The sequence below is a fragment of the Chitinophaga silvatica genome (assembly GCF_003419895.1).
GTDB lineage: Bacteria > Bacteroidota > Bacteroidia > Chitinophagales > Chitinophagaceae > Chitinophaga > Chitinophaga silvatica.
The window spans coordinates 67,459-93,794 of sequence record NZ_QPMM01000009.1 but is presented as its reverse complement, the minus strand read 5'-3'; the positions used below and the strand labels follow the sequence as shown (position 1 = coordinate 93,794).

19 protein-coding genes are annotated in these 26,336 nt (G+C 38.3%); 5 read left to right on the top strand and 14 right to left on the bottom strand.

Going from position 1 to position 26,336, the window contains the following annotated elements; all coding sequences use genetic code 11:
- Positions 1–79: 79 nt before the first annotated feature.
- Positions 80–1,315 carry an FtsX-like permease family protein gene (locus tag DVR12_RS16685; protein ID WP_116976936.1) on the top strand — a complete coding sequence of 412 codons (1,236 nt, stop codon included), beginning with the start codon at positions 80–82 and terminating at the stop codon, positions 1,313–1,315.
- Here the strand turns inward: DVR12_RS16685 and DVR12_RS16680 are convergent, their stop codons facing one another.
- The 3 genes from DVR12_RS16680 to DVR12_RS16670 are packed head-to-tail and all read right to left on the bottom strand — an operon-like array spanning position 1,316 to position 5,347.
- Positions 1,316–3,631 carry a hypothetical protein gene (locus DVR12_RS16680; protein ID WP_116976935.1) on the bottom strand — a complete coding sequence of 772 codons (2,316 nt, stop codon included), beginning with the start codon at positions 3,629–3,631 and terminating at the stop codon, positions 1,316–1,318.
- Positions 3,597–4,610 carry a hypothetical protein gene (locus tag DVR12_RS16675; protein WP_116976934.1) on the bottom strand — a complete coding sequence of 338 codons (1,014 nt, stop codon included), beginning with the start codon at positions 4,608–4,610 and terminating at the stop codon, positions 3,597–3,599. Before DVR12_RS16675 ends, DVR12_RS16680 begins: the two co-directional genes overlap by 35 nt.
- Complete coding sequence (locus DVR12_RS16670) at positions 4,607–5,347, bottom strand: TrmH family RNA methyltransferase (protein WP_116976933.1); 741 nt, start codon at positions 5,345–5,347, stop codon at positions 4,607–4,609. The genes DVR12_RS16675 and DVR12_RS16670 overlap by 4 nt, the downstream gene beginning before the upstream one ends.
- 100 nt (positions 5,348–5,447) lie before the next feature.
- On the opposite strand from DVR12_RS16670, the gene tamL reads away from it, so the two are divergent.
- Positions 5,448–7,877 carry a translocation and assembly module lipoprotein TamL gene (gene tamL, locus DVR12_RS16665; protein WP_116976932.1) on the top strand — a complete coding sequence of 810 codons (2,430 nt, stop codon included), beginning with the start codon at positions 5,448–5,450 and terminating at the stop codon, positions 7,875–7,877.
- Here the strand turns inward: tamL and truB are convergent.
- Positions 7,858–8,553 carry a tRNA pseudouridine(55) synthase TruB gene (gene truB, locus DVR12_RS16660; RefSeq protein ID WP_233522414.1) on the bottom strand — a complete coding sequence of 232 codons (696 nt, stop codon included), beginning with the start codon at positions 8,551–8,553 and terminating at the stop codon, positions 7,858–7,860. The two genes, tamL and truB, sit on opposite strands and share 20 nt — an antisense overlap.
- A gap of 128 nt (positions 8,554–8,681) precedes the next feature.
- Between truB and DVR12_RS16655 the strand changes: the two genes are divergently transcribed.
- The gene (locus tag DVR12_RS16655; protein ID WP_116976931.1) at positions 8,682–9,491 is read left to right on the top strand and encodes a class I SAM-dependent methyltransferase; all 810 of its coding nucleotides are present in this window, start codon (positions 8,682–8,684) and stop codon (positions 9,489–9,491) included.
- A 152-nt stretch (positions 9,492–9,643) separates the two neighbouring features.
- On the opposite strand, the gene DVR12_RS16650 is transcribed toward DVR12_RS16655, so the two are convergent.
- Both DVR12_RS16650 and DVR12_RS16645 read right to left on the bottom strand, forming a co-directional pair.
- The gene (locus DVR12_RS16650; RefSeq protein WP_116976930.1) at positions 9,644–10,183 is read right to left on the bottom strand and encodes a hypothetical protein; all 540 of its coding nucleotides are present in this window, start codon (positions 10,181–10,183) and stop codon (positions 9,644–9,646) included.
- 42 nt (positions 10,184–10,225) lie between these two features.
- Positions 10,226–10,723: a hypothetical protein gene (locus DVR12_RS16645; RefSeq protein ID WP_147323472.1), complete on the bottom strand. Its 498-nt coding sequence runs from the start codon at positions 10,721–10,723 to the stop codon at positions 10,226–10,228.
- A 150-nt stretch (positions 10,724–10,873) separates the two neighbouring features.
- On the opposite strand from DVR12_RS16645, the gene DVR12_RS16640 reads away from it, so the two are divergent.
- Entirely contained in the window at positions 10,874–11,125 is a 252-nt protein-coding gene (locus DVR12_RS16640) for a type II secretion system protein GspG (protein ID WP_116976928.1), read from the top strand.
- Between the two features lie 155 nt (positions 11,126–11,280).
- Here the strand turns inward: DVR12_RS16640 and DVR12_RS16635 are convergent, their stop codons facing one another.
- The 6 genes from DVR12_RS16635 to DVR12_RS16610 form a co-directional block, all read right to left on the bottom strand.
- Complete coding sequence (locus DVR12_RS16635) at positions 11,281–11,973, bottom strand: hypothetical protein (RefSeq protein ID WP_116976927.1); 693 nt, start codon at positions 11,971–11,973, stop codon at positions 11,281–11,283.
- Between the two features lie 12 nt (positions 11,974–11,985).
- The gene (locus DVR12_RS27600; RefSeq protein WP_158563290.1) at positions 11,986–17,535 is read right to left on the bottom strand and encodes a DUF6443 domain-containing protein; all 5,550 of its coding nucleotides are present in this window, start codon (positions 17,533–17,535) and stop codon (positions 11,986–11,988) included.
- A 36-nt stretch (positions 17,536–17,571) separates the two neighbouring features.
- Complete coding sequence (locus tag DVR12_RS16625; protein ID WP_116976926.1) at positions 17,572–20,649, bottom strand: RHS repeat domain-containing protein; 3,078 nt, start codon at positions 20,647–20,649, stop codon at positions 17,572–17,574.
- Positions 20,650–21,008: 359 nt separating this feature from the next.
- The gene (locus DVR12_RS16620) at positions 21,009–21,746 is read right to left on the bottom strand and encodes a shikimate dehydrogenase family protein (protein WP_116976925.1); all 738 of its coding nucleotides are present in this window, start codon (positions 21,744–21,746) and stop codon (positions 21,009–21,011) included.
- A gap of 98 nt (positions 21,747–21,844) precedes the next feature.
- Entirely contained in the window at positions 21,845–22,609 is a 765-nt protein-coding gene (locus DVR12_RS16615) for a phosphosulfolactate synthase (RefSeq protein WP_116976924.1), read from the bottom strand.
- Positions 22,610–22,787: 178 nt separating this feature from the next.
- The gene (locus DVR12_RS16610) at positions 22,788–24,209 is read right to left on the bottom strand and encodes a tetratricopeptide repeat protein (RefSeq protein WP_116976923.1); all 1,422 of its coding nucleotides are present in this window, start codon (positions 24,207–24,209) and stop codon (positions 22,788–22,790) included.
- 150 nt (positions 24,210–24,359) lie between these two features.
- Between DVR12_RS16610 and DVR12_RS16605 the strand changes: the two genes are divergently transcribed.
- Entirely contained in the window at positions 24,360–24,776 is a 417-nt protein-coding gene (locus DVR12_RS16605) for a hypothetical protein (RefSeq protein WP_147323471.1), read from the top strand.
- Between the two features lie 73 nt (positions 24,777–24,849).
- Here DVR12_RS16605 and DVR12_RS16600 read toward each other — a convergent pair whose 3' ends face one another.
- Together DVR12_RS16600 and DVR12_RS16595 are read right to left on the bottom strand one after the other, a co-directional pair.
- Positions 24,850–25,404: a hypothetical protein gene (locus tag DVR12_RS16600; RefSeq protein WP_116976921.1), complete on the bottom strand. Its 555-nt coding sequence runs from the start codon at positions 25,402–25,404 to the stop codon at positions 24,850–24,852.
- A gap of 142 nt (positions 25,405–25,546) precedes the next feature.
- A complete protein-coding gene (locus tag DVR12_RS16595; RefSeq protein WP_116976920.1) occupies positions 25,547–26,326 on the bottom strand; it encodes an enoyl-CoA hydratase/isomerase family protein in 780 nt (259 codons plus the stop codon).
- Positions 26,327–26,336 lie beyond the last annotated feature (10 nt).

Genomic DNA, 26,336 nt, shown 5'->3' with positions numbered 1-26,336 from the left:
AAATGACTATTTTTTTTAAACGTCTAATATTCAGTAAAATCCTGAAAACGCAAAATTCATAAATCCCTATATTTGTTGCATGCGTTTATCTTTCTTCCTGGCCAAAAGGATAGCTTTTAATAAAGGATCATCCTTTTCTAAATTTATTATCAACATTGCAGTTGCTGCAACTGCAATCAGCGTATCCGTAATGATCCTGGCCACTTCATTGGTAAACGGTTTTAAACAAACAGTTCAAGGTAAAGTATTCAACTTCTGGGGAAATATTCATATTACCCGATATCAGCCCAATGCTGGCCCACTGACTGAAGAAATACCCTTTTCCAATAGAAAAAGCTTATTTGATAGCCTAAGCAAGGCTCCGGATTTAAAATCCATTAGCCCCTATGCTACCAAATCGGCTTTATTAAAATCTGATAAGGAAACTGAAGGGATCATTTTTAAAGGAGTAACGAAAGACTACGACTGGGATCAGTTAAAGCCTTTTCTGAAATCTGGCCACTTTGTACAGTTTAATGATACCGCCTACTCCCCTCAAATACTGATCTCTGAAAGCATGGCCAATGAACTACAGCTTAAGGTAAATGACAGGCCAATTATCTATTTCGTACAGGGAGGCGGACTCACTCCGCGGGCCAGACGACTTACCGTTGCCGGTATTTATAAAACCAGTATTGAAGAATACGATAAAACTTATGTAATCGGAGATCTGGATCTGATTAGAAAAATGAATAACTGGGAGCCTAACGACATCGGAGGCTATGAAATCATGCTTAAAGATTATAAGCAGATGGATACTGTTGCCTGGTATATTAATGATAACCTTATCCCGGAAGAACTTTTCCCACGTACCATCCGCGATATCTATCCAAATATTTTCGATTGGCTAGGGTTGCAGGACAGAAATGAACTGATCACCATTATCATTATGACGATAGTAGCAATCATCAACATGACAACTGCTATCCTGATTCTAATCCTGGAGCGTACCAATATGATCGGTATTTTGAAATCACTGGGTATGCGTAACTGGAGCATTCAGAATATCTTCATCTACCAGGCTGCCTATATTGTTTTTTTAGGTGTTTTGATTGGCGATTTCTTTGGATTAGGCCTTGCTTTTCTTCAGCAGCAAACTGGCCTTTTTAAACTGCCGGAAGATACCTATTATATGTCTGCTGCCGCTATATCTATTAATTGGATAGATATTGTGCTGATAAACGTTGGTACCTTCCTTATCTGTACAATTATCCTCGCAATTCCTTCACGTATAATCAGATCAATTACACCAGTTAAAGCAATTCAGTTTAAATAATTATTTCTTATTGCTTTTAACGTAATCTCGTAAATAACCACATTGGTTATAGACTTGCTGGTAAAACTTAGTTTGTGAATAGTCTGTCACCAACTGAGGAAAATACTTATTTCGAATCCAAGTCTTCAGGTATTTGTCGTTGTTATCAATTGCAATATGCTTCTGCGCGCAACGAGCGGCAAGGAAAGCACAACGGGCTCTGAATTCCTTATTGGTCGGGGAGCTGATTTTTAAGGCTTTCAGATAATATTCTTCGGCTTTATAACAACCGAAATATTGCCTGAGAAATGGATCCTTTTCCACTTCAGGTGTATACCACAAATAAGTAGGTCTGTATTTTTTTACGAAATCCCAGGTATGACCATAATAGGAAATGCTAAACAACGCATTTGCATATTTGTAAAATGCAGTAGCCGGAGCCTGTGGCTTTTTCATTGTTTCCTCCAGATCAACCATCTGATTACAGAAATCGAGTTGTGATATCGGCTTATTGAACTTGCCGGTTTCAACATCTTCTCCATAATCCATCAACTGATCATTAAATATCTGATAAGAAATTGAAAGTCGCTCTGCCGGCGCCTTTTTAAACCATTCGGCCGCTGATTTAAAATCATGCAATCTTACATAACTGATACCTATGGTTGCATTAATATTTAACTCTTTTGGAAAATATTTTGCCAGATAGGTTTCATAAGGAGTTTTGTTTTGTTGTAATAAAAAATCATTTAGTTTGATGAGCTCCTTTGGCCCCATATCATCCTGTATTTGCTCCACTGCTGTTTTCCCGGAAACAAAATAATCACTGATCATTAATTCATCACAACGTCCGCGGATTAACGACTCCTTCACATAATCGCCCTGCTTATGATACTTTGGTGCCAGCACAGCAAACAATAAATTCCTGTACATCTTCTTGTAAAACCACGACTGATCGGTATTATAGCTATCATACGGCAATTCAATATTTCCTGTTTTTTTATCCAGCCATTTAAAGGATGTTAAAAGTTGCGCTTCAAAATCTTTATTGATGTCAGTTTGTTGATTGATATTCACCAATAGGTTAATCATTTCCCACTGATCTTTCTCTGCACTATCTTTTGATTTGGCTGCTGTGAGTCTCAATTTTGCACCAGCATAGTCTTGCTGCATATACGAAAGATACGCGGAAGCCATTCTCCAGTAATTGAGATTTAACAGCTTCTTCTGAGCAATGAGGCTATCTGCCAAACTTTGCAATGCTACCAAACTATTTCGCAATTCTTTCTGTTCTGAGATATCTCTTGTATCGAGTGTATTAATTTGTAAATCCTGGCCTTGTTTGGCTAATGACGGCGCCAGGTAGGTTTCTTCCAGTTTATTTATTTCCCGGGCAAGTAATACATTCAATATTGGAGATTCAGGATCCAGTGTATACACATTCTGGATAGGAACAGTAGAGAGTTCAGGATTTCCAAATCCATCCAACGCAGCTACTACAGCCTTTTCCCGGGGATTATTACACAAAGGGTAAATCATTTTTGGCGTTACATTACACCACTTATAACTGGTAAAACAGCTGATACGTAGTGAGGGTGCCTGTTCAAAAACTTTTGAAAACAGGAAGGCACTCTGAACTGTATCTTTCTGATGATATAATGCCCCCGCTTTTAATGCCAGGGATTTATAATAAATAAGTGACCCGGTATTATTTTTAAAAAGCTGATCAAAAGATATTTCTGCTTTATGATATTGATTATTGTAGTGCAACAATCTCACTAACTGAAATGCATATCTCTCTCTGATATTTTCATTTTTAGTTTGATGATATAGGTTGATGCCCTCCTCATATAATTTAGTAAGTTGCACTGCATTTCTTTCTGGAGCTGTCCAGGCATTTTCTACGGAAACTTCCGGCTCGCAGCTTTTAGCAAATAACAGATATCGGGATGCTTCCTTGTCTTTCAACAAATAACCAACAAATGAATTCTGCTTTAAGCTATCGGGAAGCCCGGCACCCGTATTGATAGCCTGCAGGTTGCTTAATGGGTAGGTATAAATACATTCACGTATATCCTTCGTTTTTACTTTGCTGCCTGTATACTTCTGCCAATCATTTGTATTGGCGACTTCTTCTGAAGGTGTTGGATTCGCGTAAAAATTGTCCAGGGCTGTATAATAAAATGGCTCGTATCCTGCTCCTTTGGTAAGCGGACTAAAAAATGAAATGTAATAATCGTAAGGGTCGGGGGTAGGCCCACAACACAGGGTATACACAACATTCCCTAGTAACAGAACAATACAGCTAATTAAAAATCTGAATAGTTTCCTGAAGTTCATTCAATGGATAATTTCTAAGTATTAAAGAATCTAAATGATAAAATATTACAGCCCGGTTTCCATGGGGCAATTGTTTTGCTATCAGCTTACTTGCCTGCTTTAATGTTGTGGCATCAATAAACTCGTGCCTGATAACATCATTTTGCCTTAGCTTATAGCCATTCAATACTGTATCTTTCTTAACAGTATATAATTGCGTTGAAGTTTTAGAAAAAACAGAGGGGTCCAGAACATCTACATTCCTTACGATTCCTTCATAGTTCAAGCCTTGTCGAAATAGAATCTCCCATTCAAACAGGGGTAAGGCTATATCTAAAGGCAAAGAATACCGGGAAATTGTATTATTCCCGATATATGATTGTAGGGTGTTCAGATCCAGGATCGAGTTATGTTCTCCTGCTTTACGCATATCTCCCATATTATAGCACATCAGTAAACCTTTGTCTACCGGTGGCACACCTGCCTTCGCAGCATATTTCAATTGATATAACCTGATTGTGGCAGAAATGGTTTTATGCCGAAAAAAAGGATGTTTCCTGATCTGCTCTATAAAGTTGAAATAAGCCTTGCGGGTAGTCTGAGTCCAGTCGCAATCTAATTGGATTTCTGAGATATTAGAAATGTTTGCACATTGCTGACTTACCAGCTCGGCTACTTTGGTAACCAGGGTAGAATCTGCATGGGCCCATATTTCATTCATAAGAAATACAACCGGAACTATTTCCAAGTCTTTCGGTAAAGGAGCCTTGGTCCTGAGAACCGCAACCGGCAGAATATTATTATCTCCGGTGGTGGTTACATCAAAAAGTTTTACATATAACCTCTTTGCCGGTAATTGTTCCAAAACTGTTTGCTGGGAGTTATTGGTATCCCAGGTTTGTTTCCAATAGTAGAAGGCAGGGGTAATAACATTTCGGGGCGCTTGTTTGCACCCCATTCCCAGAAATATGAGTATGACCAGCCAGGTAAATAGTCTCATATCAGCAATCTACCACATATGATTCCTGCAGCTACTGCAGCATTTAAAGACTCGGCTCCACCCAATCGGGGGATAGTAATTTTGTGGGTAGCTAATTCCTGGGTATCTGTATTCAGTCCTCTCCCTTCATTCCCGATTAAAATAATTCCTTCTTTAAGGGTAGTAAACTCGGTGATATTTTTACCATGTAGTGTGGCAGCATAGGAAGGTAAGGCCGACTTACTCAACAGTTCTTTAATATCATATTCGGTTATACGTACCCGGGCTATACTGCCCATGGTAGCCTGAATAGTTTTGGGGTTATATACATCCACACAATCCGGGGAACAAATAATCTGGGTGATACCAAACCAATCGGCTATACGGATCAGGGTACCCATATTTCCGGGGTCCTGGATTGCTTCCAATGCTAAAACCACGGTACCTGCAGCCGGAAGTGGGTTGCCCATTGGTTCCATATCCAGTAGCGCCATAGCATTATTAGGAGTGGTAAGGGCAGAGAGTTGCTTTAAAGTTCCTTCATCTACAGCCATCACATTTTCGGCAGGTAAGCGTTTAAGGAGTACTTCGTGCTGCTGTAGCCAGGCGTTAGTTGCAAAAACTTTTTGCACCGGCATGCCTGCCTGTATTAGCTCCTGAACAATTTTATCTCCTTCCGCAACATACTGGCTGAATTTTTGCCTGTTTTTTTTGTGCTGTAATGATTGAATATATTTAATTTGCGCCTTTGACAACATGGGCCAAACCTACACGATTTCTTTTAATCAGCCAAGAAGAGGCTTGGTCACCCATTTCGTCGCCCGGTGTTTTTAATTATTATAACGTTTTTCGCCCGAGATGCTAAAGTGTTCCGTTCCCAAATATTTACTGCTTAAAAGATGGCTGCTGATAGCGGTAATGTTTACATTGGCGGGATGTTCCAATACCAGGTACCTGCAACAAGGGCAAACTTTGTATACCAGTAGCAAAGTGGATGTGAGTGGAGAAATCCTGACTTCTGAAAAACAGGACATACGAAGCGCACTTTCCTCTAAATCGTTAATGACCCAACAACCCAATACTAAACTGCTGAATACCCGCATTAAGGTTTGGTTGTATAATCAAAAATATAACGAGAAGAAATCGAACTGGTTCTGGAACCTGGTACTGGCCAAAAGAAACCTGGAAGAACCTGTTATCTACGACTCTACCAAATCCGTTGAATCGGTAAGCCGTATGACCACCTATCTTCACAATCAGGGCTTTTTCTACGCAACCGTCGATTATACCGAAAGGACTAAACGCCGTAAAACCAGTGTAACTTATCATGTAAATACCGGCAGAAACTTCGTTATCGATAAAATTACCTACGATATTCCTGATACTGCCCTGCAAACTATCGTAAATAAGAACGAGAAGTTATCACTGATCCAGAAAGGGATGACCTATAAATCGGCAACCCTGGGCAATGAAAGGGAGCGACTTACCCGGTTGATCAGGGATGCCGGTTACTATAAATTCAACAGAGACGCTATTGAATTTACCCTCGACACCCTAAATAAAGCACTCTTCAAAAACAGCTTAAACCCATTCGAAGGGTTTGTGAACATCTTTAACGAAAACAAAAAAAGGGAAAAACTCACGATGGATATCCTCGTGCATATCAAAAACCCTGAAGACACAACTACCACCTGGCAGCTATATCATATAGGCAAAGTATATGCGTATCCCGACTTCTCCCTAAATGCAAATATCAACGATAGTACATTGAAGGAAGACCCCAGGAAACATATTATAATTCGTTATCATCAGGAAATTCTAAGGCCCAGAATCCTTTCCCGCTCTATTTTATTGAGGCCCGGAGAACCTTATTCCCTGCAGCAATACAACAATACCATTAACAGGCTATACGATATTGGGGTCTGGCAATTTGTTACCTTAAATTATAAAGAGCCCAAAGACACTACCAAAACCCTCGATGCCTACTTATTACTAACACCAAGGCGTAAGCAGGAATTTGGGGTAACCTTCGAGGTAAGTAATAGTTCCGATTATACCCTGGGTTCGGGGTTGACCTTCAACTACCGGCATCTCAACCTGCGAAGAACAGCCACTCAGTTTGGGTTGGTGCTCAATACCGGTATCGAATTACTGAAGCAGGAAACGGGATGGGAGTTACAATCGAAGCAGTTTGGTGGAGAAGCCAGTCTTACCTGGCCGAGATTTGCATTGCCATTTAATATACAACACTCCAACAGGAGCAATGTAAAAACGCGTCTGACCTTAGGTGCCAATTACCTGTCGCGTATCAACAAGTTTGATATTAACAGTATCAATGTTTCCTATGGGTACGACTGGAATGAAACCGCCTACAAACGCTGGATTGTAAAACCATTTACCTTAAACTATGTTGGTGTATCATTAAATCCTACGTTCAGGGATAGTATTGTAAATACCAATCCTTATCTGAAACGCAGTTTCGAGCCTGCTCTCATTGGTGGTGAGAATATTTCATTTATCTACAGCAACCAGGATATTTTACATCAGAAACACTATACCTATTTCAGAGCCAATCTTGAAGAATCGGGGCTCTGGCTTAGCGGTATTAATAGTATTATGAATAATATCAGTGGCCATAAAACCAATCTTGAAACTATCACCAAAGTAAATATCAGCAACTTTGTGAAGCTGGAGCTGGATTACAGGCATTACTGGAAACTGGGTATTCATAGTATGCTGGCCACCCGGGCATATGCCGGAGTAGGTATTCCTTACAGCCACTCGCAGGTATTGCCTTATATCAGACAGTTTACATCTGGTGGTCCTAATAGTATCAGAGCATGGCGACTCAGAACACTGGGGCCAGGTTCCTATAAAGATTCATCTGCTACAGCTCAGGCATTTCCGGATCAGACCGGTGATATGAAATTGGAGGGAAATATCGAATACCGCTTCGATTTGTTGAGGATGTTTGGCGGTTCCGTAAATCTGAAAGGTGCCACATTTGTGGATATGGGTAATATCTGGATGATTAAAAGAGATACCTCCCGCCCTGGCTCTGAATTCCAGTTTGGCTCTTTATATCACGACCTGGCAATTGGTACAGGTGCTGGTTTACGGCTCGATTTCTCTTTCTTCCTGGTGCGCCTGGACTGGGGCATTCCATTGAAAGTTCCCTACTACACCGGTAATAAAAACGGATGGTACCTTAGTCAATGGGATTTCTCAAACAGTGCCTGGCGCAGAGAAAATATAATCTGGAATATTGCTATTGGTTATCCGTTTTAACAACGGTATGAGTGCTGATAAATTCTTCCATATCAATAGCTTCTGTTAGTTTAAACTCCCCGATTCTGGTACGGCATAAGCTACTTAGGTAAGCTCCGCAGCCCAATTCGGCTCCAAAATCATTGGCCAGTGAACGAATATAGGTTCCTGTGCTGCAAACCACGCGAAATTCCACTTCCGGAAGCGCTATTTTAGTGATTTCGAATTCTTTGATTGTCAATTTTCTGGGTTCCACTTTCACATCTACACCTTTTCTGGCCAGGAGGTAAATAGGTTTACCATTTTGCTTGATGGCTGAGTGAATGGGAGGTAACTGCATAATTTCTCCAATGAAGGGTTGAGTTGCCCCAACAATAGCTTCAGGAGTTATATGATTAATATCTTTAAAGTTTTCTGGTTCAGATTCTTTATCAAAAGTTGGGGTGGTGGCGCCAAGAGTGAAGGTTCCGGTATATTCTTTTTCCTGAGCCTGGTATTCGTTGATTTTTTTGGTCATTTTACCGGTGCAGCAGATCAGCAACCCGGTAGCCAGAGGGTCTAAAGTGCCGGCATGTCCTATTTTCGCTTTGGTAATATTACGGATCTTACGTACAACATCGAAGGAAGTCCAGGTTAATGGTTTATTGATCAAAATCACTGCTCCTTCAAGGTAATTGGCTTTATCATTCATTTGCATGGCGCAAAGATAGCATATTAGCTGGCAGCTGATTACATCTGTATTTCAATTATAGCATTTATTTAAGTTATGTAAGCACTGAAAGCTGGCCACTTTTTACTAAATTCACGCAATTTTTCTGAATTTTCATGTCATTAGAACACCATAAAAACGATGCATTACGCTATCAACAGCAGGTTGATAATTCGCGTGACTACGTACTACCATTTATACAGCAGGAGTTTCCTCAGCTAGAGGGGCTTCGGGTAATGGAGGTAGGATGTGGGGAAGGCGGCGTATTAACTCCTTTGCTGGAAAAGGGCTGTAATTGTGTCGGGGTAGATCTTTCTCCAGCAAGAATTGAACTGGCAAAAGGTTTCCTTCAATCCTATTTAGATAAAGGCCAGGTAAGGCTCATTGCTAAAAACATCTATGATGTCGATTTCCTGGGAGAATTCAAACATTCTTTTGACGTAATTATTTTGAAAGATGCTATCGAACATATTCCAGACCAGGAAAAAATCATCGGACATCTGAAACAATTACTTACACCGAGAGGACAGGTTTATTTTGGATTTCCACCCTGGTATATGCCTCATGGAGGTCACCAGCAGATTTGCTCCAATAAGTTGCTGAGTATGTTCCCGTACATTCACTTGTTGCCAACTTCTGCTTACAAGGGAGTATTGCGTCTTTTTGGTGAAAATGATTCTACGGTTATAGATCTGTTGGAAGTGAAGTCTACAGGCATTTCAATAGAACGATTCGAAAAAATCGTTAAAAGGCAGGAGTATAAAATCACACAACGTAAATTCTATTTAATTAATCCTATATACAAATACAAGTTTGGGGTATCTGCAAGAGAACAATGGAAGCCGATTGCAGCGATTCCTTTCTTCAGGAATTTTGTAACTACCTGTGTGTATTATATGATTAAGCCTGTGAATAAAGAAGCTTAGCATGGAAGTCCATTTATCTCTCTAATAAGAGAAGATGGACTCCCCCCCTTTCTCTGAAATATTTAATCTTCCAAATAGCCTTATTCTTAATTTTCTTTAAATCGACGCATCAAAATTTATGAAAAATCCTAATACGCTTCCTCCGGTATATGCTATTCTTGATTTCTGGCAGAATAATACCATTTAGCATTAAGTTTTTGCATTGAATTTATATATTTCTGCCAATAGGCCATGTTTACTTTCTGAATATCAGAAACATATAATAAAACCATTGGAAATTGCTTCATGTAAATCTTTAGATCTATTCCCTGCGAAGACAAATCCCCAAGAACATCTCTGATATCTAATTGGTCCATTTTAGACAAAAGCGCTTTAACATGAGATACTAATTCTTGTTTATACAATTCTGTCCCCCTTACCTTTCTTATGCCTAAAATATCAGGCATATACTCAATACTATCATTGGTAAAATGAAAATTATTATCATTAATTTCAAAATAGTATCTGTTTGATTTATCATTTCTATGTGTACAAAAAAGAACCATATTCTGTCCTCTGCTTCGAATTATACTCTTATGCAAGAATAAATTTACTATAGCATCACTATCGTTATTAATCCTATTTATAACATCTATTTTAGATGATGAGCATGAAAAAGTAAAAACAAAAAACAATAACATTAAATATTTCATTATCTAAAAGTTGTTGTGACCATACATAATAACCTATGCCAATTATAATTCAAAACACTTCAAATCTTCTTCTTCCAATACACCTCGTTTATTTTTTCTGGATAACCGTTTTTCTTCTTTCTTAAGTTTCTTCAAATTACTTACGACATATTTTATAGCTTCCATCCCTTTTTGATAATGGTTTCGAAAAAGTGATAGTTCTATACCTATATGCGCATTGGGGTAGCTATAAATATCATCAAACTTGTTAAAGAATTCTCCTTTGTATTTTTGATAATAAACTAAGACCTGCTCAAAGTTTGAAAGTTTATTTTTGGGATCTTGATCATTAATATATAGGAGCACATCAGGAAAATCTTTCTTTGCATATCGCTGTATATAGCTATTGACCGACATAGCAATTGTATCATTACGCTGAGAAATAACTTTATTGGATGAAATAGTGTAGTAATACACCTTGCCAATATGTTTAACTGTTATCTGCGCTGTTACAAATACATGAATAAAGATAAAAAGTAAAACAAAAATTAGTTTTTTCATATTACCATGTACTTTTAGGTAGGATTGCATTAACCCCATTAAAAAAGGACAATTTGTTTTCAAAAAACATTGAGGAACAAAGATTATGTACGGAATAATTTCCTTTTGGGTATATTAATTTTAGTGTTCTACCAAAACTTCCTTAAGGAAATGTACACCAAAGAGGATTGTAAAGAAATCAAAATGGCAATTGATAATTATAAGAAACAAAAAAACACATATCCTTCCAATTTATCTTCCCTTATTAGCAACAATCCAATGAGACAAAACTGGAGCAAAGACCGTTGGGAGCATAATTACTCCTATGCAATCAACTCTATGGACAGTTCCTATACCCTGATATCCGCCGGTAAGGATGGAAAATTTGGTACTAAAGATGATCTGATCTATAAAAACGATTAGAAATTATAGCCTGATATTTTCTTTAATAATTCAGTAAATTCCATTTGATTTTCAGGAGCAAATATTGTTTTAAGACTCGCAAAATCAGAGATATAAAACTCCTGATACCTCAAAGATCTGGGATTATCAGAGTTGCTATTGTTAAATTTTGTTAATCATGATTTGATATTTTTATAACATTTCGGAACAAAACACTCAATCTTGCTATCATACTCTATTGTAAACAGAGTATGATTATCATTCCTTACTTTTAAATCTAAAATTATTGTTTTGTTCCTGATTGTAAAGTCATCAAATTCTAAATAAACTATTTCTTTCCTCTGTTGGTTAATTATTAGTACAGGAGTACTTTGTGTTGCTGAAGCAGGAGTTAAGTATTTAAATAATAAAATTTTACAAATCCCATAATTAGTTATCTCCGCTTTCTTTAGACCTATGAAATTTAGATTTTCTACTTGAAAGAAACTTGAATCTGAATCCCGTAAAATCCTTTTCAACAATCCTGTAGCAAAGATTGAATCATTTAATTTTTCAGTTATATCACCCTGATAGTTTAGGTAAGAAGACTGGAAGTTTAGCATTGATAAAAAGTCTCGTAATTCATACCCATTCAGTTTATGATACCCTTCCTCACAATGGCTCTCAGCATTAATATTTCCAGCATCCAAAGTTTTATGCTGAATGTAGAACTGAATATTATCGATTCTAAATTCATCTAGGTTTGATGACTGGGCTATCTTAACAGTATCTGACTGAACACTTTTTGTATCCGTAATAGATCTATTATTACAAGAAGAGAATATAAACAATGCAATATAGATACAAATAAAAAACACAATAATTTTCATTCTATTTCGTATTTAATAATTTGATAGGTCGGGTGTTTTAGATTCCCTTACCATTTTGAGTACCGCCTCTTGGTATCCGTTTACACCACCTCCATTATAACGCTTTATAGCTTCTTCCCAATTAATACCTCCTGTCCACTTCTCACCAGACGATCCTTTTAGGCCTTTTTGATACAGAATACCTATCCCTGCCTTTATGCTCTGTTGAGGATTTTTAACCCCCTTATCTCTCTCAAGTCCAAACTGCTTTTTGGAATCGTTCCAATCATTGCTTTTCTCACTGTAAAATACATTTGCCTGCATAATATCCTTGGTAGCATCATTTTTTTTGCCCGCTTGCGCATTCCCAGCATATGATTCCTGCATCGCAATAGCCTTTACTGTGGTTGGGTCCAAATCCGGAACCGACGACGGATCTTTTATTATTGTGCCATTAGTATACGTTGGAACAGAGCCAGAATTTTTATTATAATTAAAGATAAAAGTCTCGGCAGCAATTAAATAATCGTTTTTCTGAAATTTCCCTTCCGTTGTCGCTACTCCATAACTAGTCTGTATTATGTTTGGCATTTTAGCCTCTGTAAATGTGTTGAAAGACATCCAATTACCTGTTTGCACCAATGTTCTAAATTCTGTATTTGATTGAATTCTATATATTTCATTTCCTTTAATGTCAAAGTAAACTATATCCTGGGGTCCTCTTCCATCAGGATCAATTAACCGTACAGGGTTATTTAAAGTATAATTATAAGGGGAATAACTGATCATTTTATCTGCAATTGGATCTAACACATGCCATCTACTCAGTTGAGCATCATACATCCTTGCCCCATAATCATATAACTCCAATCCACTCCCATCAGCAAACTCCTTACTTTGTAACTCCTTCCCATTATACTTCAAGTTATTTTCCCTATAATTCAGCCCCTTCAACGCACTAGAACTTATCCCTACCATCGTCAACCCAAACGGATAATAATGTGTCTCCTCCAATATCGGTCCTCTTTCATGCACAACCTGGAAGTTATCAAAATAAACCATGTTCTCACTTTCATTGCTTACATACACATAGGCATATCCGTTAACAGGCACTTCTTTTGCGCTTTCTAAAGCACGAACCAGTTGTTGCCCGCTCCCTTTTACACTAACCTGAATGAATTCACTATTTTGTGCCACAAAACGAAACTGATCATCAAAGAAAAGGATATTAAGATATGCTTTAGGCATTGCACTTGTGGTTCCATTACCTTGCCCCGACATAAAATCAGTGAAAGGAACATTGCTGTTTAAAGTATTTGTTATAACGGTACCATTTCCTTTCAACATATCCGGAGCAACTCCACTGCTAAATAATTGTAATAAATTATTTATGATTGAATTTAATCCATTTGGTGCGTTATTACTGGTTGCATCAGAAGGTATGTAATAATCTGTTTTAATGTGTAGTTTGTCTTTACCCATAACTTTCAGGAGCTTCCCCGCACCAATTGACTTCACACTTTTTCTGAGCAATTGCACTTTACTACCATTTGTAGTTGCTGTAAAGAAACTTGCTGGCCTGGCAACCCTCTCCTGATCTGCATTTTCATAATACAGACTCTCTGTTCCAATCGTTGCATCTTCAAAAGTTAGTGGAGGATAAGTATCCTGTTGGGCCTCTTCTGTCAACACCATTCTTATATTGCCCAGGTGGTCCTTTACATAATAATCATATTGAAAGGAAGCCGGTACACTATTCTCGACAGGTTTAAATCGTATCCTTGCATCTTCCGACATTATGGACAATAACCGGTCTGAATAATTAAGAGAAGTTAATGCCGCATTTCCATAGCTTTTGCTTTCATATATTTCATTATCTAAATAGGTAGTAGTGGTCGTAACAACTGAATTATAATTGGCTCCATTAAAGGGTACCGAGGCATTATTTTCAACGGTTACTTTCTTCAATTTTCTTCCAATAGCATCATATGTGTAATTGATATTTCCCCTATCCGTGCCAGTGGCTGTTTTCACATTTATTACAGCAGGCAGATTCAGATGATTATATGTAATACCGTCATTGGTAGCATCTCCAATATTTTTATTCCTGTCCTTCTTCAGATTGCCATTAGCATCATAGGTATAATCTATTGCACTGGCCGTTTTGGTACCTCCTAATGCACTCAAATAAGAAGCAGATGCTCTGAAGTCACCCAGTTTTGTTTCCGGGTCGTTCTGCAGATCTATTACATTTTTAAGTTTATTGCTATTATCCTGGTAAGTGTATATAAGCTGATCTATCCAGGCACTTCCTCCTAATTTCAACCCTTTCTGCCACATCTCAAGAATGTTTCCATTTGCATCGTAACTCATTTTATTGGCCGAAGCTGCACTTCCCCCAACACTAAAATCAGTACCTCCTGTTTTGTTAAATACCGCACTTGTTCCGGATCCGCTGATATATTGATTATAATCTGCAGATTGTAAACGATTGGCTGCATCATAAACAAAATCGTACTTTCTTTTGTCTTTACTTCCTTCACTTTTCCAGATCATGCCTGCAATGTTTCCATTGTATAATGGGGTAAAGGTTCCCAAAACTCCATTCTTATCATATCCCAGACTTTGACCAAAGTATTGGTCATCATTTGTATTGGCAGCTATATAATCTTTATTAATTCCTGTCAACCAATCACGAATATTATAATCCATTACTCGCTTTAATAATGGCATTCCTGTTGCTCCTGGCTTAGCCCCGGTTTTAATAGTCTTAACCTTGCCCAGTGCATCATACTCAATCTCAGATAATGTTTTATAGGCCGACATTGTTCCGCTGTTAACTGCAGGATTACTTAGTCTCATTTCCGTTTTCTGTAGCCTACCTAGCTCGTCATAACTCATTTTCTTAATTACAAGATTTGCAGCGGAAGTACCTATCTGTTTTTTAGTCATTTCCAACAATTTTTGGCTAGTCCAACTATATTGAAATGCTGTAAGATCAGTACCTCCTGTTGCATTCTTTGTTTTCAGCTGTATTAATCGCCCTTTGGTATCATAGATATTTACAGTGTAAATGAATGAGGAACTCCCTAAAACTTTTGTTTGAGTCCAGGTAGTATTTCCCATATTACTTGTGGCAGCTACCGGTGTTTCGGCATAATCAGGACTCGCCCCGGCACTTAGTAGATAACCGTTGAAGCTAGCGTCTATTGTGCTATTCAGGCCACTTGCTGCAGGAATACTGGTATAATTATCATAACCATTCTTTGTTAGTTCCTCATATGTATACGATGAGAGATTCGGATAATCATTCACACCTGCATTTGCCGCTTCCTGTAAATGATAAGTCAGGTTATTATAGTTACTGTTATCGGTTAGCAAACCAGTAGAAACCGGCCGGTTAAGTACATCATATTTTGTATACAACCATTTCTTTTGAGCAGCAGACCTCATCTCTCCATCTTGTGACATTACCAATCTGTCTCTCCCATCATAAACCATCCAGATCGGGGCACTACCTGGTGTTTGCTTCATTATCATACGTCCACGACCATCGTATTCATATCTGAAACATTGTTCTGCCAGAAAATTGGTATTAGACATATCCATGGTACCAGTTACTCCTACTGGCTGTACAACACAACGGAGCATATTCTTAGCATCGTAAATATAATAAGTGCATAACCACCCTATATTTCCACTACCCGTACCATCATCTGGAGCAGCAGTTAACTGTTTCTTTGTTAGAATGATATTTCCTATTTTGTCTTTGAAGGTAATTGTTTGATTACCACCTTCATCGGTTATAATTTCTTTTTGCAACTCCCCGGCAGCATATGGGAATCCTATTTGATAACTACCCCATTGTCCGGGAGTTGAAGGATTTGAAACGTTCCATAATTTAACTTCATCCAATAAGGTATTATTATATACTCCTACAGTAGTGCCTCTTCCTTTTCCTATCCAATTATCTCCGGCTGCCAGATTTTTAATTATCCGGTTTAAGGGTGAGGGTTCATAAATTGCAGCACCGTGATAAAAATTATCACCCTGAGAAGCAAACTGTTGTTGATTAAATGTTTGATGTTCTTGTAATGCTGCTGGTTTAAATGCACCATCTGCTGCAGTACTTACATAAGGTAGATATTTCAGTGTAGGTCTTCCCATATTATCGTAACCCACTAGAGATACAAGGTCTTTTGCAGAACTACCAGTTATCAAAGAACCCTGGCGAACTACCTGTTGCACTTCTTTTCCTAATCCGTCTATATAATTTGTAACTTCTGCTACTTCTCTTGTTGTTGTCAATGCGTTTGCATCCGTAAGAGTGTTAACTCCTGCTCGTTTTACAGCTCGTGCCCTGACATAATTTTGATTTGAAGCATTTATTGTAGCAATATTAATTGTTACAGGATTGGTTAATGCTACTTCGCCGTCGCAAGTGACTTTTCTGCGATACATTGTTTTTGCAGATAATACTCCCGGATCATAGTATGCGTTAGTAGCTCCAGAAATATCTGTAAAAGTAACTCCATTATCTGTAGACTTTTGCCATTGGTAAATATAGCCAGTCGAAGAGTTTCCGCCACTGGCTCCAGTACTTGTAATTTTTCCCGGACTAGTACCAGTATTGATTGTTATTGCAGCGGGAGATAAACTACCTGGATCCAAGAGTGGGAAAATATCTACAACAGCAATATTACTTTTAGCTATGAGAGGAGCACAGGTACTGGTCTTTCTATAATAAGTGCGTTTAGTGATGTTGCCAGTTGGAGTAAAGCTTGAAAAATCTGCTGAAACCTTACCTACAGCGGCAGTCCAGGGTCCGTTGTCGATAGATTGTTCCCAACCATTGGCTGAAGATCGGTTACACGTTGGGGTTCCTACTGTGCTTGTAAACGTAACTCCAGGATTAGTATTGCTTTTAATAGTAATCAAAGTAGGAGATATTACCCCGGCATCCGGGCTTGAATAAGGGATTACCAATACCGGGTCGGAACTCATAATGCCATTTACTACTACACTTCTTGAAAAATAAGTAGTGGATGTAAAAACTCCGGAAATAACAAGATCCTTACCATACTGATTAAGTGCTTCCCAATGATTAGCATCATTGATGCTTTTATACCAAACATAAATAGGATCAACACCACAAGCTTTTGCGTCATTTCCTGTAATTTTAAGGACTGTTAATTTATCTGAAGCAACATAGGGATAACCATAAGTAGGTGAAATATTCTGCGAGGTAAGCTGTATTTCATTTTTTGTTATAGTTACATTTAGGGTTACGACTGGATTAGGGATTCCATTTCGATAATACGAGATCGTTCCTGCTACTACTCCACGATTCCAGTTAATCCCAACGGTTGGAGAACCCGTAGTAGTTACGCAAGTATTGGAAGTTCCATCAATAACACCACCTGTTACACACCATTTATCACCTGGTCCGAATGCCCCTCCTGTAACAGTATAAGTATAAACCAAAGAAGGCACCACACAGGTATGGCCCTGAACCATATATTGTGCCTTGGCTTGTGATGTGAATATTAAGAGCAGTAGGATGAAGTATATAATCCGTTGCATATTGTACAGAATTAATCAAACGTGGTAAAGGGATTGTTACAATTTGTATTTGTAGGTAAATGTTTTCAGGATATTACCTTCATGATCTCTGATCAATTTCAGTCGCTGAAATTCATCGTATTCATAAGTAGTTTTTCTTCCCCGGGTATCTGTCTCCTGACTCAATCCCCTCAATGGATTATAAGAATAAGTTGTAACTAATGTGGAAGAATTCTGCCTTAAAAGATCCAATTGCTGATTCAATACCGTTTCATTGGCAGGATTATCGAGTATAGAGGTAGATAGATTTTGTGTAAGGGTGGAATAGCTACTATTACTAATGATCTTAGCCAGTAAGTATCTTCCTTTATACCCCCACACATATACTTCATTCAGATTATTGATGTTATGAACCTGTTGAGGATTTCCGTATGCATCAAAGCTATCAAAGTTGCGCTGTAGCTTATAATTACTATTTATAGTAGAGGCAGACATGGAAATAACAGCAGGAGTGAATCCTGTTATCCCATCGATACTTTCCAATTTATATTCTGCATCAGGTAAAGGGCGTAGTGTATTAAACTTTGTCAGAGAAGCATCAATCACTTTAGAAACAGATTGATCTGTTAACTCCGTATATTTTTCAGTAACCCAGGAACTAATATTTTTTGATTGTAGCATTTTGATTCCGCTACCCCAGGCATCAGTTCCAGCTCCTGACACATTATAATCTCCAGGATATTGATAATTAGTTTTAAAAACTCTTCCTTTACTATCGGTTACTTGTTCGGTACGTAATAAACGAGTAGCCGCATCATAAGTAAAGGTTTTTGTAATAGAAAGAGGATTAGTTGAGTTAGGCTGATATGTAGTTGTTACCTCTTTTGATGGAAGATAGGAGTAGGTATACATTTTATAAGCAGTAGCCTCACAGACCTTAACAGAAGCACCCGGACAAACATTGAAGTATCTTGCTTTCGTAGAACGAACATACTCATTCGACTTATTAAGTGCTATATAATCAATTGTTCGTTGTAAGAGTATGCCATTTCCTTTGTTATATTGTTCCTCTTTTATTAATTTCCCCCTTTCTTCTTCCATTGAGTTGAAAGGCTCATAAGCAGTTCTTGAGTATTGTAAAACAGACGATGGTTCATCTATATGCCCGTTTTCAAAATTGGTGTAATAGTATTTAGAATAACCACCATCTGTATTTTTTTCAACTATCTCACTATAACCTACATGACATCCTTTACTATTATCACTTACAGGTAAAACAGATTGAGAACTAAAAATAGAAGTGGAATAGGTTACATTTGGATTATTAAAAGACCGAAGTCTGTAATCATCAAAAAAATATTTTGATTGCCCACCCAATACTCCGCTGGATAATAAAGTAGCGGGATCTGTTCCATTCTGATACCCTCTTACATAATAATATTCCTTAGAATATTTTGCTTCTGGAATAGCTGGATCATAAGAAGTAATTTTTTTTATTCTTAAACCACCCGCCATCGTATTGGCATTGAAAGCAGGATCGATTCCATCAGTACGGCTAAATTTCAGACGCTGACTGTAATAGTGTGGTTCATACGTAAACTCTGTTACGCCTCCGGTAGGATAAGTAATTTTATTTAAAGTGCCGGTATACAGATATGTAGCATTGGGTTCTTTGAAATTATAATAAGTATTTACATAGGTAGATTGATTACTGATATCTGCAAATGTTCCATTGTAAAATCCCCAGTGATCAGTTTTATTTGCGAGATATGCCGGCAAAGGCAACGTCTCATCATAATTAAACGAATACGTTTTAGGACCAGACAATCCTTCCCCATATTCATTGAGAGAAAGTAATTTAAGTCGGTCTGTCGATAAATTGTTATAATTTAATTTATATGTGCGGATAACAGCCGCTCCATCGTCTTCAATTTCAATTTTATCAAGCTTTTTCCATTGGAGTTTATTTAAACACTCTGGATATGTCAATGAGCTCTCTACTAATATAGGAAGGAATTTATCCTGTAAATTAGACTGTATAAATCTAAGCTCATATAAGCTTTGCTGATACCTTAATTCAGTAGTAGTCGAACGGGAAAAGTTAATTTTATTTTTAGGCCCTTGAATAGTTTTAAGATACACAGGAGATATGAGCGTACCATTATATGAGAATTCCAATGGATAATAATACCAACTGCTACAGGTTGGTGATAATATTCCTCCAGAATTCACCACTTTCGTTTCGAGATTATTAAAAGCAGCAATATACATTTGGTTTATATAGTCATCTCTTTCATATACAAAGTTGATTTCATAACCTTGTACATTAATGATCTTTACAAGATACCAGGATTGTGCAAACCACTCCCCAGTTTCCTGATCAAATAACCCAACACTATATTCAATGGCATTTGTATTTCCTCCGAAAACATATTGAGTACCATTTTCGTCGATCAATGTAAAACCTGAGAAAGAGGGTGAATTATAACTATACATCCTTATATCTGGTGGGATCATAGAGGTTGGTACATTCAAAAATGTATTATTGAATATTACTTTAACCGGACGATCCGATTTTACTTTCCATGCTCCTGTATGGTCTAAATAAAACTTACCATTACCTCCTGGAAAACTAAATGAAAACTCATCTGGTTCGGTATCTTTAAACACACCTTCTCCATCCTCACTGTTAACTATGTCCATCATACCCGTTACCTGATCCCAATTTGATTGGTTTAAAACAGAATACCTAAAATAAAAACCTGCATTAGTGGTATACATCAAATATGGGTTATTATACTCATCTGGCACATCTTTGATCGTTCGGGAAATAACCCCTCCTGCAATCAAATTCCAACCCATTCCTACCCAGCCCGGGTGCTGGTCTGGTCTGAAACCAGAAGCATGATAACTTAATGAGATTGGTACTTTAATTTGCTTATCCTCAAATAGGTAGAGTGGGATTTCAATATTCGGAAGCCCTGTAAAATGGGAAACAGGAACTTCACCGTACAATCCCAGTCCCGCCACATTAGGGCTTTGAACACTCTTTGGAATTTCAGGTATTTGGGCATATGTAATGCTTCCCAAAAGCAGAAGCAAAAAACAATGAGAGATAATAATGACTTTCTTCATTATTTATTGTTTAAGGTATAGGTATCAACAACTTATGTTAAACGATTGTATTTTCTACACAAATCCGGGTTATTAGCAATTACAAGGCAACCCATCCAAAACAGGATTCAACAAATATTACAGGGATTACAACGTGGCATAATTTATTTCTTATAACATTCAGGGCTAAACGCACATAATGATTATTGCTACAGTCTCATTAAGATAAAAAAGTTTCAACAAAAAATTACAAAAATTATTTAATAGATAAGTATATAAATAACTCTGTCATCAAGACAATTAAAAAATGACTTCAAAAAAAAGGCTGACCTAAAAGTAGTTTCTACTTTTAGGTCAGCCCTTAATAGATTTTATAAACCCTATACTTTCTTATTCCAGATCTCCCACGATGCTTCAGCCTGAAGCACCAGCATCTCATAGCCATTTTTGGTGCTTGCACCTTTAGCGGCTCCTCGTTGCAGGAAGGTTGTAGTTATTGGATTATATACAAGGTCATACAAGAGATGCCTGTTTGTAATATGCTCGAAAGGAATAGCCGGGCAACTATCGAGGTCCGGAAACATTCCTAATGGAGTAGTATTGATAATCACGGTATGTTTGTCGAGCAATGCAGGAGTAAGCTGTTCGTAACCGACAGCACGATTGGTCGACTGACGGCTAACTATCGTTGCATCGATACCTAGTTGCTCAAGCGCATACATTACGGCTTTGGCTGCTCCGCCTGTTCCGAGGATCAGGGCATGAGTATGGTGTGCCTTCAGCAGTGGCTTAAGAGATTCGGTAAATCCGATCACATCGGTGTTGTAGCCAGTTTTTACGCCATCCCGGATATCAATACAATTAACAGCACCTATTTTTTCAGCAGCCGGAGTTAGTTTATCCAGATACGGGATAATCACTTCCTTGTAGGGAATGGTCACATTTAGCCCGCATAAATCGGGATGCTGTAGTAAGAGAGCCGGGAAATCGGAAATATTGGGGATGGGAAAATTCTCGTACTGGCAGTCTGTAATATGTTCTTTCTCGAACTTCTCCTTGAAGTAGCCTTTCGAAAAGGAATGGCCAAGAGGGTAGCCTATAAGACCGTACAATTTCATAACCTAAGATTGAAACATAAAATTACAAAATACGGATTTGCAGAGAGATCAAACTTACTATCTTTCCGCAAATCCGTAAACTAATATTAGTGCCAACGCTATTCTCTGTCCAGGAATAAGTTGAAAGTATCGCCTCTGAGGCCCACTCTCATTGCTTCTAACGAAATTACTTCATTTGGAGCGAGGTTGCCTAAGTTGGCATTACAGCCAACTAATTCGAGGAAATACAATTGTTGAGCTTTCTGAGGAGCTTCCCAGATGATCTTTTCAGCAGGAATTTTAGTGAGGATTTCCTGTACCAGTCCTTCACGTACTTCACCACTACCGCGATAAATACCAACATTACCGCTTTCACGAGCCTCTGCAATTACATAAGATGCTCCGGCAGAGAGTTCTGCGCTCATTAATTCGATCCATTTGTAAGGAGGAATAATATGCTCAGCATCTTTAGAGCCTACTTCACTCAATACCAGACCTATCTTTGAGAGCTTTTCGATATAACCGCATTTCTCTGCGTGCGGAATAATAACAGAACCATCAGATACTTCCATGTAGCTGATTCCGTAATCCTTCACGATTTTCACATACTCATCGAACTGATTGCGGATCATAAAAGCTTCAAACAAGGTTCCGCCAAAATATACGGGGATGTTTGCCGACTGATAGAGTTCAATTTTTGCGCGCAGGTTGGGTGTAACGTAGGCCGTACCAAAGCCTAATTTGAGGATGTCGACATGCGGACCTGCTACCGATAAAAAATTTCGTGCTTCTTCCAAACTTAGCCCCTTGTCCATTACCATGGTAAGACCATGTGTGCGGGGCTTCTTTGTCCTTTCCGGGATTTGTGTCAGATTAAAATTCATTTGAAATATTTTTATCTTCTTATTGGTCAGTAAAACACATACTCATTCGCCAGGCGCTTAGGGATAGCGATATGCAATTTTAGTAACCGGAAAATACTATCGACTTCTGTCCATGACAATTAAAAGCCGGCGCAAAAATAAGAAGTATACTTTATTTTAATAAAGTAAATAACATTGGTTAACTTTTCCGACGATATTGGGCTATCAAATCCACTACACTAACATGTTGCAAAATAGCCGGATCTAACTCTACCAGCTTCTTAACAATTTTCGGTGCCTGCTGTAACGCGGTTTCCAGATGCAACAAGCCTTCCTTCGTTTTCCCCATAGCAATCAGAATGGCAGCTCTATAATACATAAAAATTGGCTTTCTGCCTGCCTTTTCTTCTGCTGTTACCAACTGGCTCAATGCTTCCTCCAGGAAACCAGCCACATACAAGCCTTTCAACAGCTCCTGCCATACAACAGGGCTTTTAGGCCTTGCTCTTACTGCATTCATGAAATAAATCAATGCATCCTTATGCTTCTCGAGTTCCAGGTAGCATTCCCCAAGACTCATATTATACTCTGCACTATTCTTATTGATTTTCAAAGCATTATGAAGCGACTTAATGGCATTATCCCAGTTTGCCTCCATCATGTAGGCAACTGCTATTTTATAATAGAGTTTGTCGTCATTCGGGCTAAGATGCGATGCTTTCCTGTAATAATACCTTGCCTGGGTATATTTACGCTGCTTTTCGTAGCAATGGCCAATAGCCTCGTAAATAACATCTTCAGGTTTAGCGATTTCCAGGTGTTTTTGCAATACTTCTATTGCATCGGCAAATTTACGGAGCCTGATAAAGGCATCTCCCATATTACGGTAGGCATAATCGAATTTTTCGTCAATAGCTACGGCATATTGATAAGCATCGATCGCCTTTTCATATAATTTAAGCCCCTGCAATGCGGTACCCAGGTTAAACCAGGCCAGATGATTAAACGGATGTTCATCTATAATTGCAGTGTGTAAACGGATACTTTCTTCATTTCTGCCGGTGAATTCCGTCCAGAAACAAATTTTATGAAGCGCTTCCTCATTATTCGGATCATACTCCAACGCCATTTTCAGGCAATCGAAGACCTTCTCAAACTCTTCCCAATCGTCATACACATCAGCCAGTTCAAGCAAAAGGTCAATCCTGTCCTCACCCTCAAACTGTTCTATCTGCTCTTCCAGAACTGAAGCAGCCTTCTGATGCTGATTAAGAGCGAGATAAACGTCGGTTTGGAGAATATATAGATTGATGTCGGTTCTGTCTAAAATGGCAGCCTTTTCAAGGAGATCCAAGGCTTCGTTGTATTTTTTGGTTTCTATCAGTAAGTTGGCCTTTTTGAGCAATAATGTCGAAGAATAAGGGAACTGTTCAATAGCTATCTCTGCGGCTTGCAATGCAATTGGCATTTCGTCACGCTCGTCATAATAATCGATGATCTGCTCAAATGAGTCCTCATCTAGGAAGGAATGAGACTTACCAGTCCGGAGATTTTCAAACTGTTGCAACAAGTCTCTCAGATCATCAAAATCCTCGTTTAAAAATGAAAAGTCTTTACTCATTAATGTAAATATAGTGTATTTATAAATCCACTCTACCGTATCCCAAACCAAACTTTTTAAATATTTTTTAACATTTTCTTATGTTTTTGTCGTATCTTCGTTAAGAATTTGTTATATAATACATCAAAAAGTTTGTACATTTGTGATGCAATGAAAGCGAAAACCAACATATTACGCACTTTTTCATTGTCTTGCTTGTTAGCGGGCGCTTTGGCGTTCTTAGCTCTCAACGCGCTGGCAAATAGTAACTTTTTGCCTACCGATAATAATAAAGACAAAGTGAAAAAAGCAGGAGACGGCCCGCATTACGTGCTGAATAATGCTATTCCCAAAACGAAGCTCAGCCTCGACGGCGGTTTCCGTTTTTCCGGGTCTTTCAGCTCTGACTTTAAGTTAACCACCATTCCAAATACGAACTATAACGTAATTAACTTCAAAACCGTAATGACTTACACTAAAGGTAATGTTACTTACGTGGTTCCTTATAATGTTCAGGTACAAAATCAACCACCTGGAAATGGAAACTTTCAAAAATTGCAGATTATTCTGCCTCTTAAGAAAGGGTAATCAACTTAAACGTTCTTCAATTTTTATATCCGGTTAAAAAGTCTCAAAGCTTTTTAACCGGTTTTTTTTATGCCTATTGCATATTCTGAATTTCCTGTTGACTCACAATCTTATATCCCGATTTAGGCACATCAAAATAAGAAGCCGGGATAGGATAAAGATCAACCTTCGTTGCCGTTACACGCATTTTAGACCCATTTTTCGTCAGGATCTCAAATTCCAGAGGCATACCATCCAGATTCATAAACCGGCGGTTATACTGCTTATTTTCAGGCACTAAATCAGTTGTATAATAAACTTCAAAGGTTTGCCCGTCAGACATCGTTCCCACAGCCCTGCGACACTTATATCCCGCAATCTCTTTTGTTCCAGCCTGATCAGTAAATTTTATTCCCTCATATTGCTGCATATCCTTGATATACTGCTGCTTATCGGCCTTAATGAGGTACTTATTCCCATGCTGATCTATCAGAGTTGTTATAGTTTCATCCTTACTATTCAATAAATAGGTGAAATGAACTATGTTGAAATTCATATCGATCCTGCTCAACGGCCCCCTGATATATTGAGTAAGTGTACTTCCCTCCAGCATGGCATCCATTTGCAGCTGCTCCGGAGGTAAATCCATCTTATAGACAATTTTTGCGTCTGAAACTACCCGCTGCGCCCAAACCGACGTGGATAAGAAAAACAGGCAACAAAAAAATGTTATTCGGTATGACATAGTATGGTGGTGTGTTAATAATGAACGGAACAGCCAAATCCCCTAATTACCATTTCAATTTCTCTTTATTCAAAAATGCTGCTATTCCTCTTTTACAGTCTTCGTGGCTACGAGTCGCTGCATTTAAAGCTGCCGCATGCTCAAGCCCTTCTTTTATAGGTAAGTCTAACACCGTGCCAATCAGCTGCTTGGTAACTTTAAGCGAGTTTGCAGCTGCTTCGGTGCATAAATTTATAGCTATTTTATTTACGTATTCAGATATAGATGCCGCCGGAACTACTTCTGTTATCAATCCATCCTTTGCCGCTTTCTCTGCAGCTATTAATTTTCCGGTCAATAATAAATCCCTGGATCTTCCCTCTCCTATTTTCCTTACCAGGAAAACCGTCACCAGCGCAGGAACAAATCCAATTTTAACTTCCGTATAACCTAATAATGCTTCCGGTACCACATAACTAAGATCACAAACTGTCACTAATCCACATCCTCCCGCGATAGCATGACCTTCTACCTGGGCGATTACAATCTTGTCAAGTTCGTAAATTTCAAGGAATAACTGCATCAGTTCCCGCGAATCCGCCAGGTTTTCCTCATAATTATTCTGCTGGAGCTGCTGTAAATACGCTAAATCTGCCCCTGCACAAAATGCCTCTCCATTCCCCTTCAACACTATAACTTTAACATCTTCACTTTTTCCGGCCTGCTGAAATGCTGCTCTCAACTCCACTACCATCTCCCCATTTAAAGCATTCCGCTTCTCCGGCCTGTTGAGCGTAATAGTAGCGATACGTGATGCTACTTCATATGTAATAAAAGAAAATGCCATGAGCTATGTG

What these genes read in the sequence shown, in the direction of transcription:
- DVR12_RS16685 (WP_116976936.1), top strand. Translation starts at nt 80, where the DNA reads ATGCGTTTATCTTTCTTCCTGGCCAAAAGGATAGCTTTTAATAAAGGA.
- DVR12_RS16680 (WP_116976935.1), bottom strand. Translation starts at nt 3,631, where the DNA reads ATGAACTTCAGGAAACTATTCAGATTTTTAATTAGCTGTATTGTTCTG.
- DVR12_RS16675 (WP_116976934.1), bottom strand. Translation starts at nt 4,610, where the DNA reads ATGAGACTATTTACCTGGCTGGTCATACTCATATTTCTGGGAATGGGG.
- DVR12_RS16670 (WP_116976933.1), bottom strand. Translation starts at nt 5,347, where the DNA reads ATGTTGTCAAAGGCGCAAATTAAATATATTCAATCATTACAGCACAAA.
- tamL (WP_116976932.1), top strand. Translation starts at nt 5,448, where the DNA reads ATGCTAAAGTGTTCCGTTCCCAAATATTTACTGCTTAAAAGATGGCTG.
- truB (WP_233522414.1), bottom strand. Translation starts at nt 8,553, where the DNA reads ATGCAAATGAATGATAAAGCCAATTACCTTGAAGGAGCAGTGATTTTG.
- DVR12_RS16655 (WP_116976931.1), top strand. Translation starts at nt 8,682, where the DNA reads ATGTCATTAGAACACCATAAAAACGATGCATTACGCTATCAACAGCAG.
- DVR12_RS16650 (WP_116976930.1), bottom strand. Translation starts at nt 10,183, where the DNA reads ATGAAATATTTAATGTTATTGTTTTTTGTTTTTACTTTTTCATGCTCA.
- DVR12_RS16645 (WP_147323472.1), bottom strand. Translation starts at nt 10,723, where the DNA reads ATGAAAAAACTAATTTTTGTTTTACTTTTTATCTTTATTCATGTATTT.
- DVR12_RS16640 (WP_116976928.1), top strand. Translation starts at nt 10,874, where the DNA reads ATGTACACCAAAGAGGATTGTAAAGAAATCAAAATGGCAATTGATAAT.
- DVR12_RS16635 (WP_116976927.1), bottom strand. Translation starts at nt 11,973, where the DNA reads ATGAAAATTATTGTGTTTTTTATTTGTATCTATATTGCATTGTTTATA.
- DVR12_RS27600 (WP_158563290.1), bottom strand. Translation starts at nt 17,535, where the DNA reads ATGCAACGGATTATATACTTCATCCTACTGCTCTTAATATTCACATCA.
- DVR12_RS16625 (WP_116976926.1), bottom strand. Translation starts at nt 20,649, where the DNA reads ATGAAGAAAGTCATTATTATCTCTCATTGTTTTTTGCTTCTGCTTTTG.
- DVR12_RS16620 (WP_116976925.1), bottom strand. Translation starts at nt 21,746, where the DNA reads ATGAAATTGTACGGTCTTATAGGCTACCCTCTTGGCCATTCCTTTTCG.
- DVR12_RS16615 (WP_116976924.1), bottom strand. Translation starts at nt 22,609, where the DNA reads ATGAATTTTAATCTGACACAAATCCCGGAAAGGACAAAGAAGCCCCGC.
- DVR12_RS16610 (WP_116976923.1), bottom strand. Translation starts at nt 24,209, where the DNA reads ATGAGTAAAGACTTTTCATTTTTAAACGAGGATTTTGATGATCTGAGA.
- DVR12_RS16605 (WP_147323471.1), top strand. Translation starts at nt 24,360, where the DNA reads ATGAAAGCGAAAACCAACATATTACGCACTTTTTCATTGTCTTGCTTG.
- DVR12_RS16600 (WP_116976921.1), bottom strand. Translation starts at nt 25,404, where the DNA reads ATGGATTTACCTCCGGAGCAGCTGCAAATGGATGCCATGCTGGAGGGA.
- DVR12_RS16595 (WP_116976920.1), bottom strand. Translation starts at nt 26,326, where the DNA reads ATGGCATTTTCTTTTATTACATATGAAGTAGCATCACGTATCGCTACT.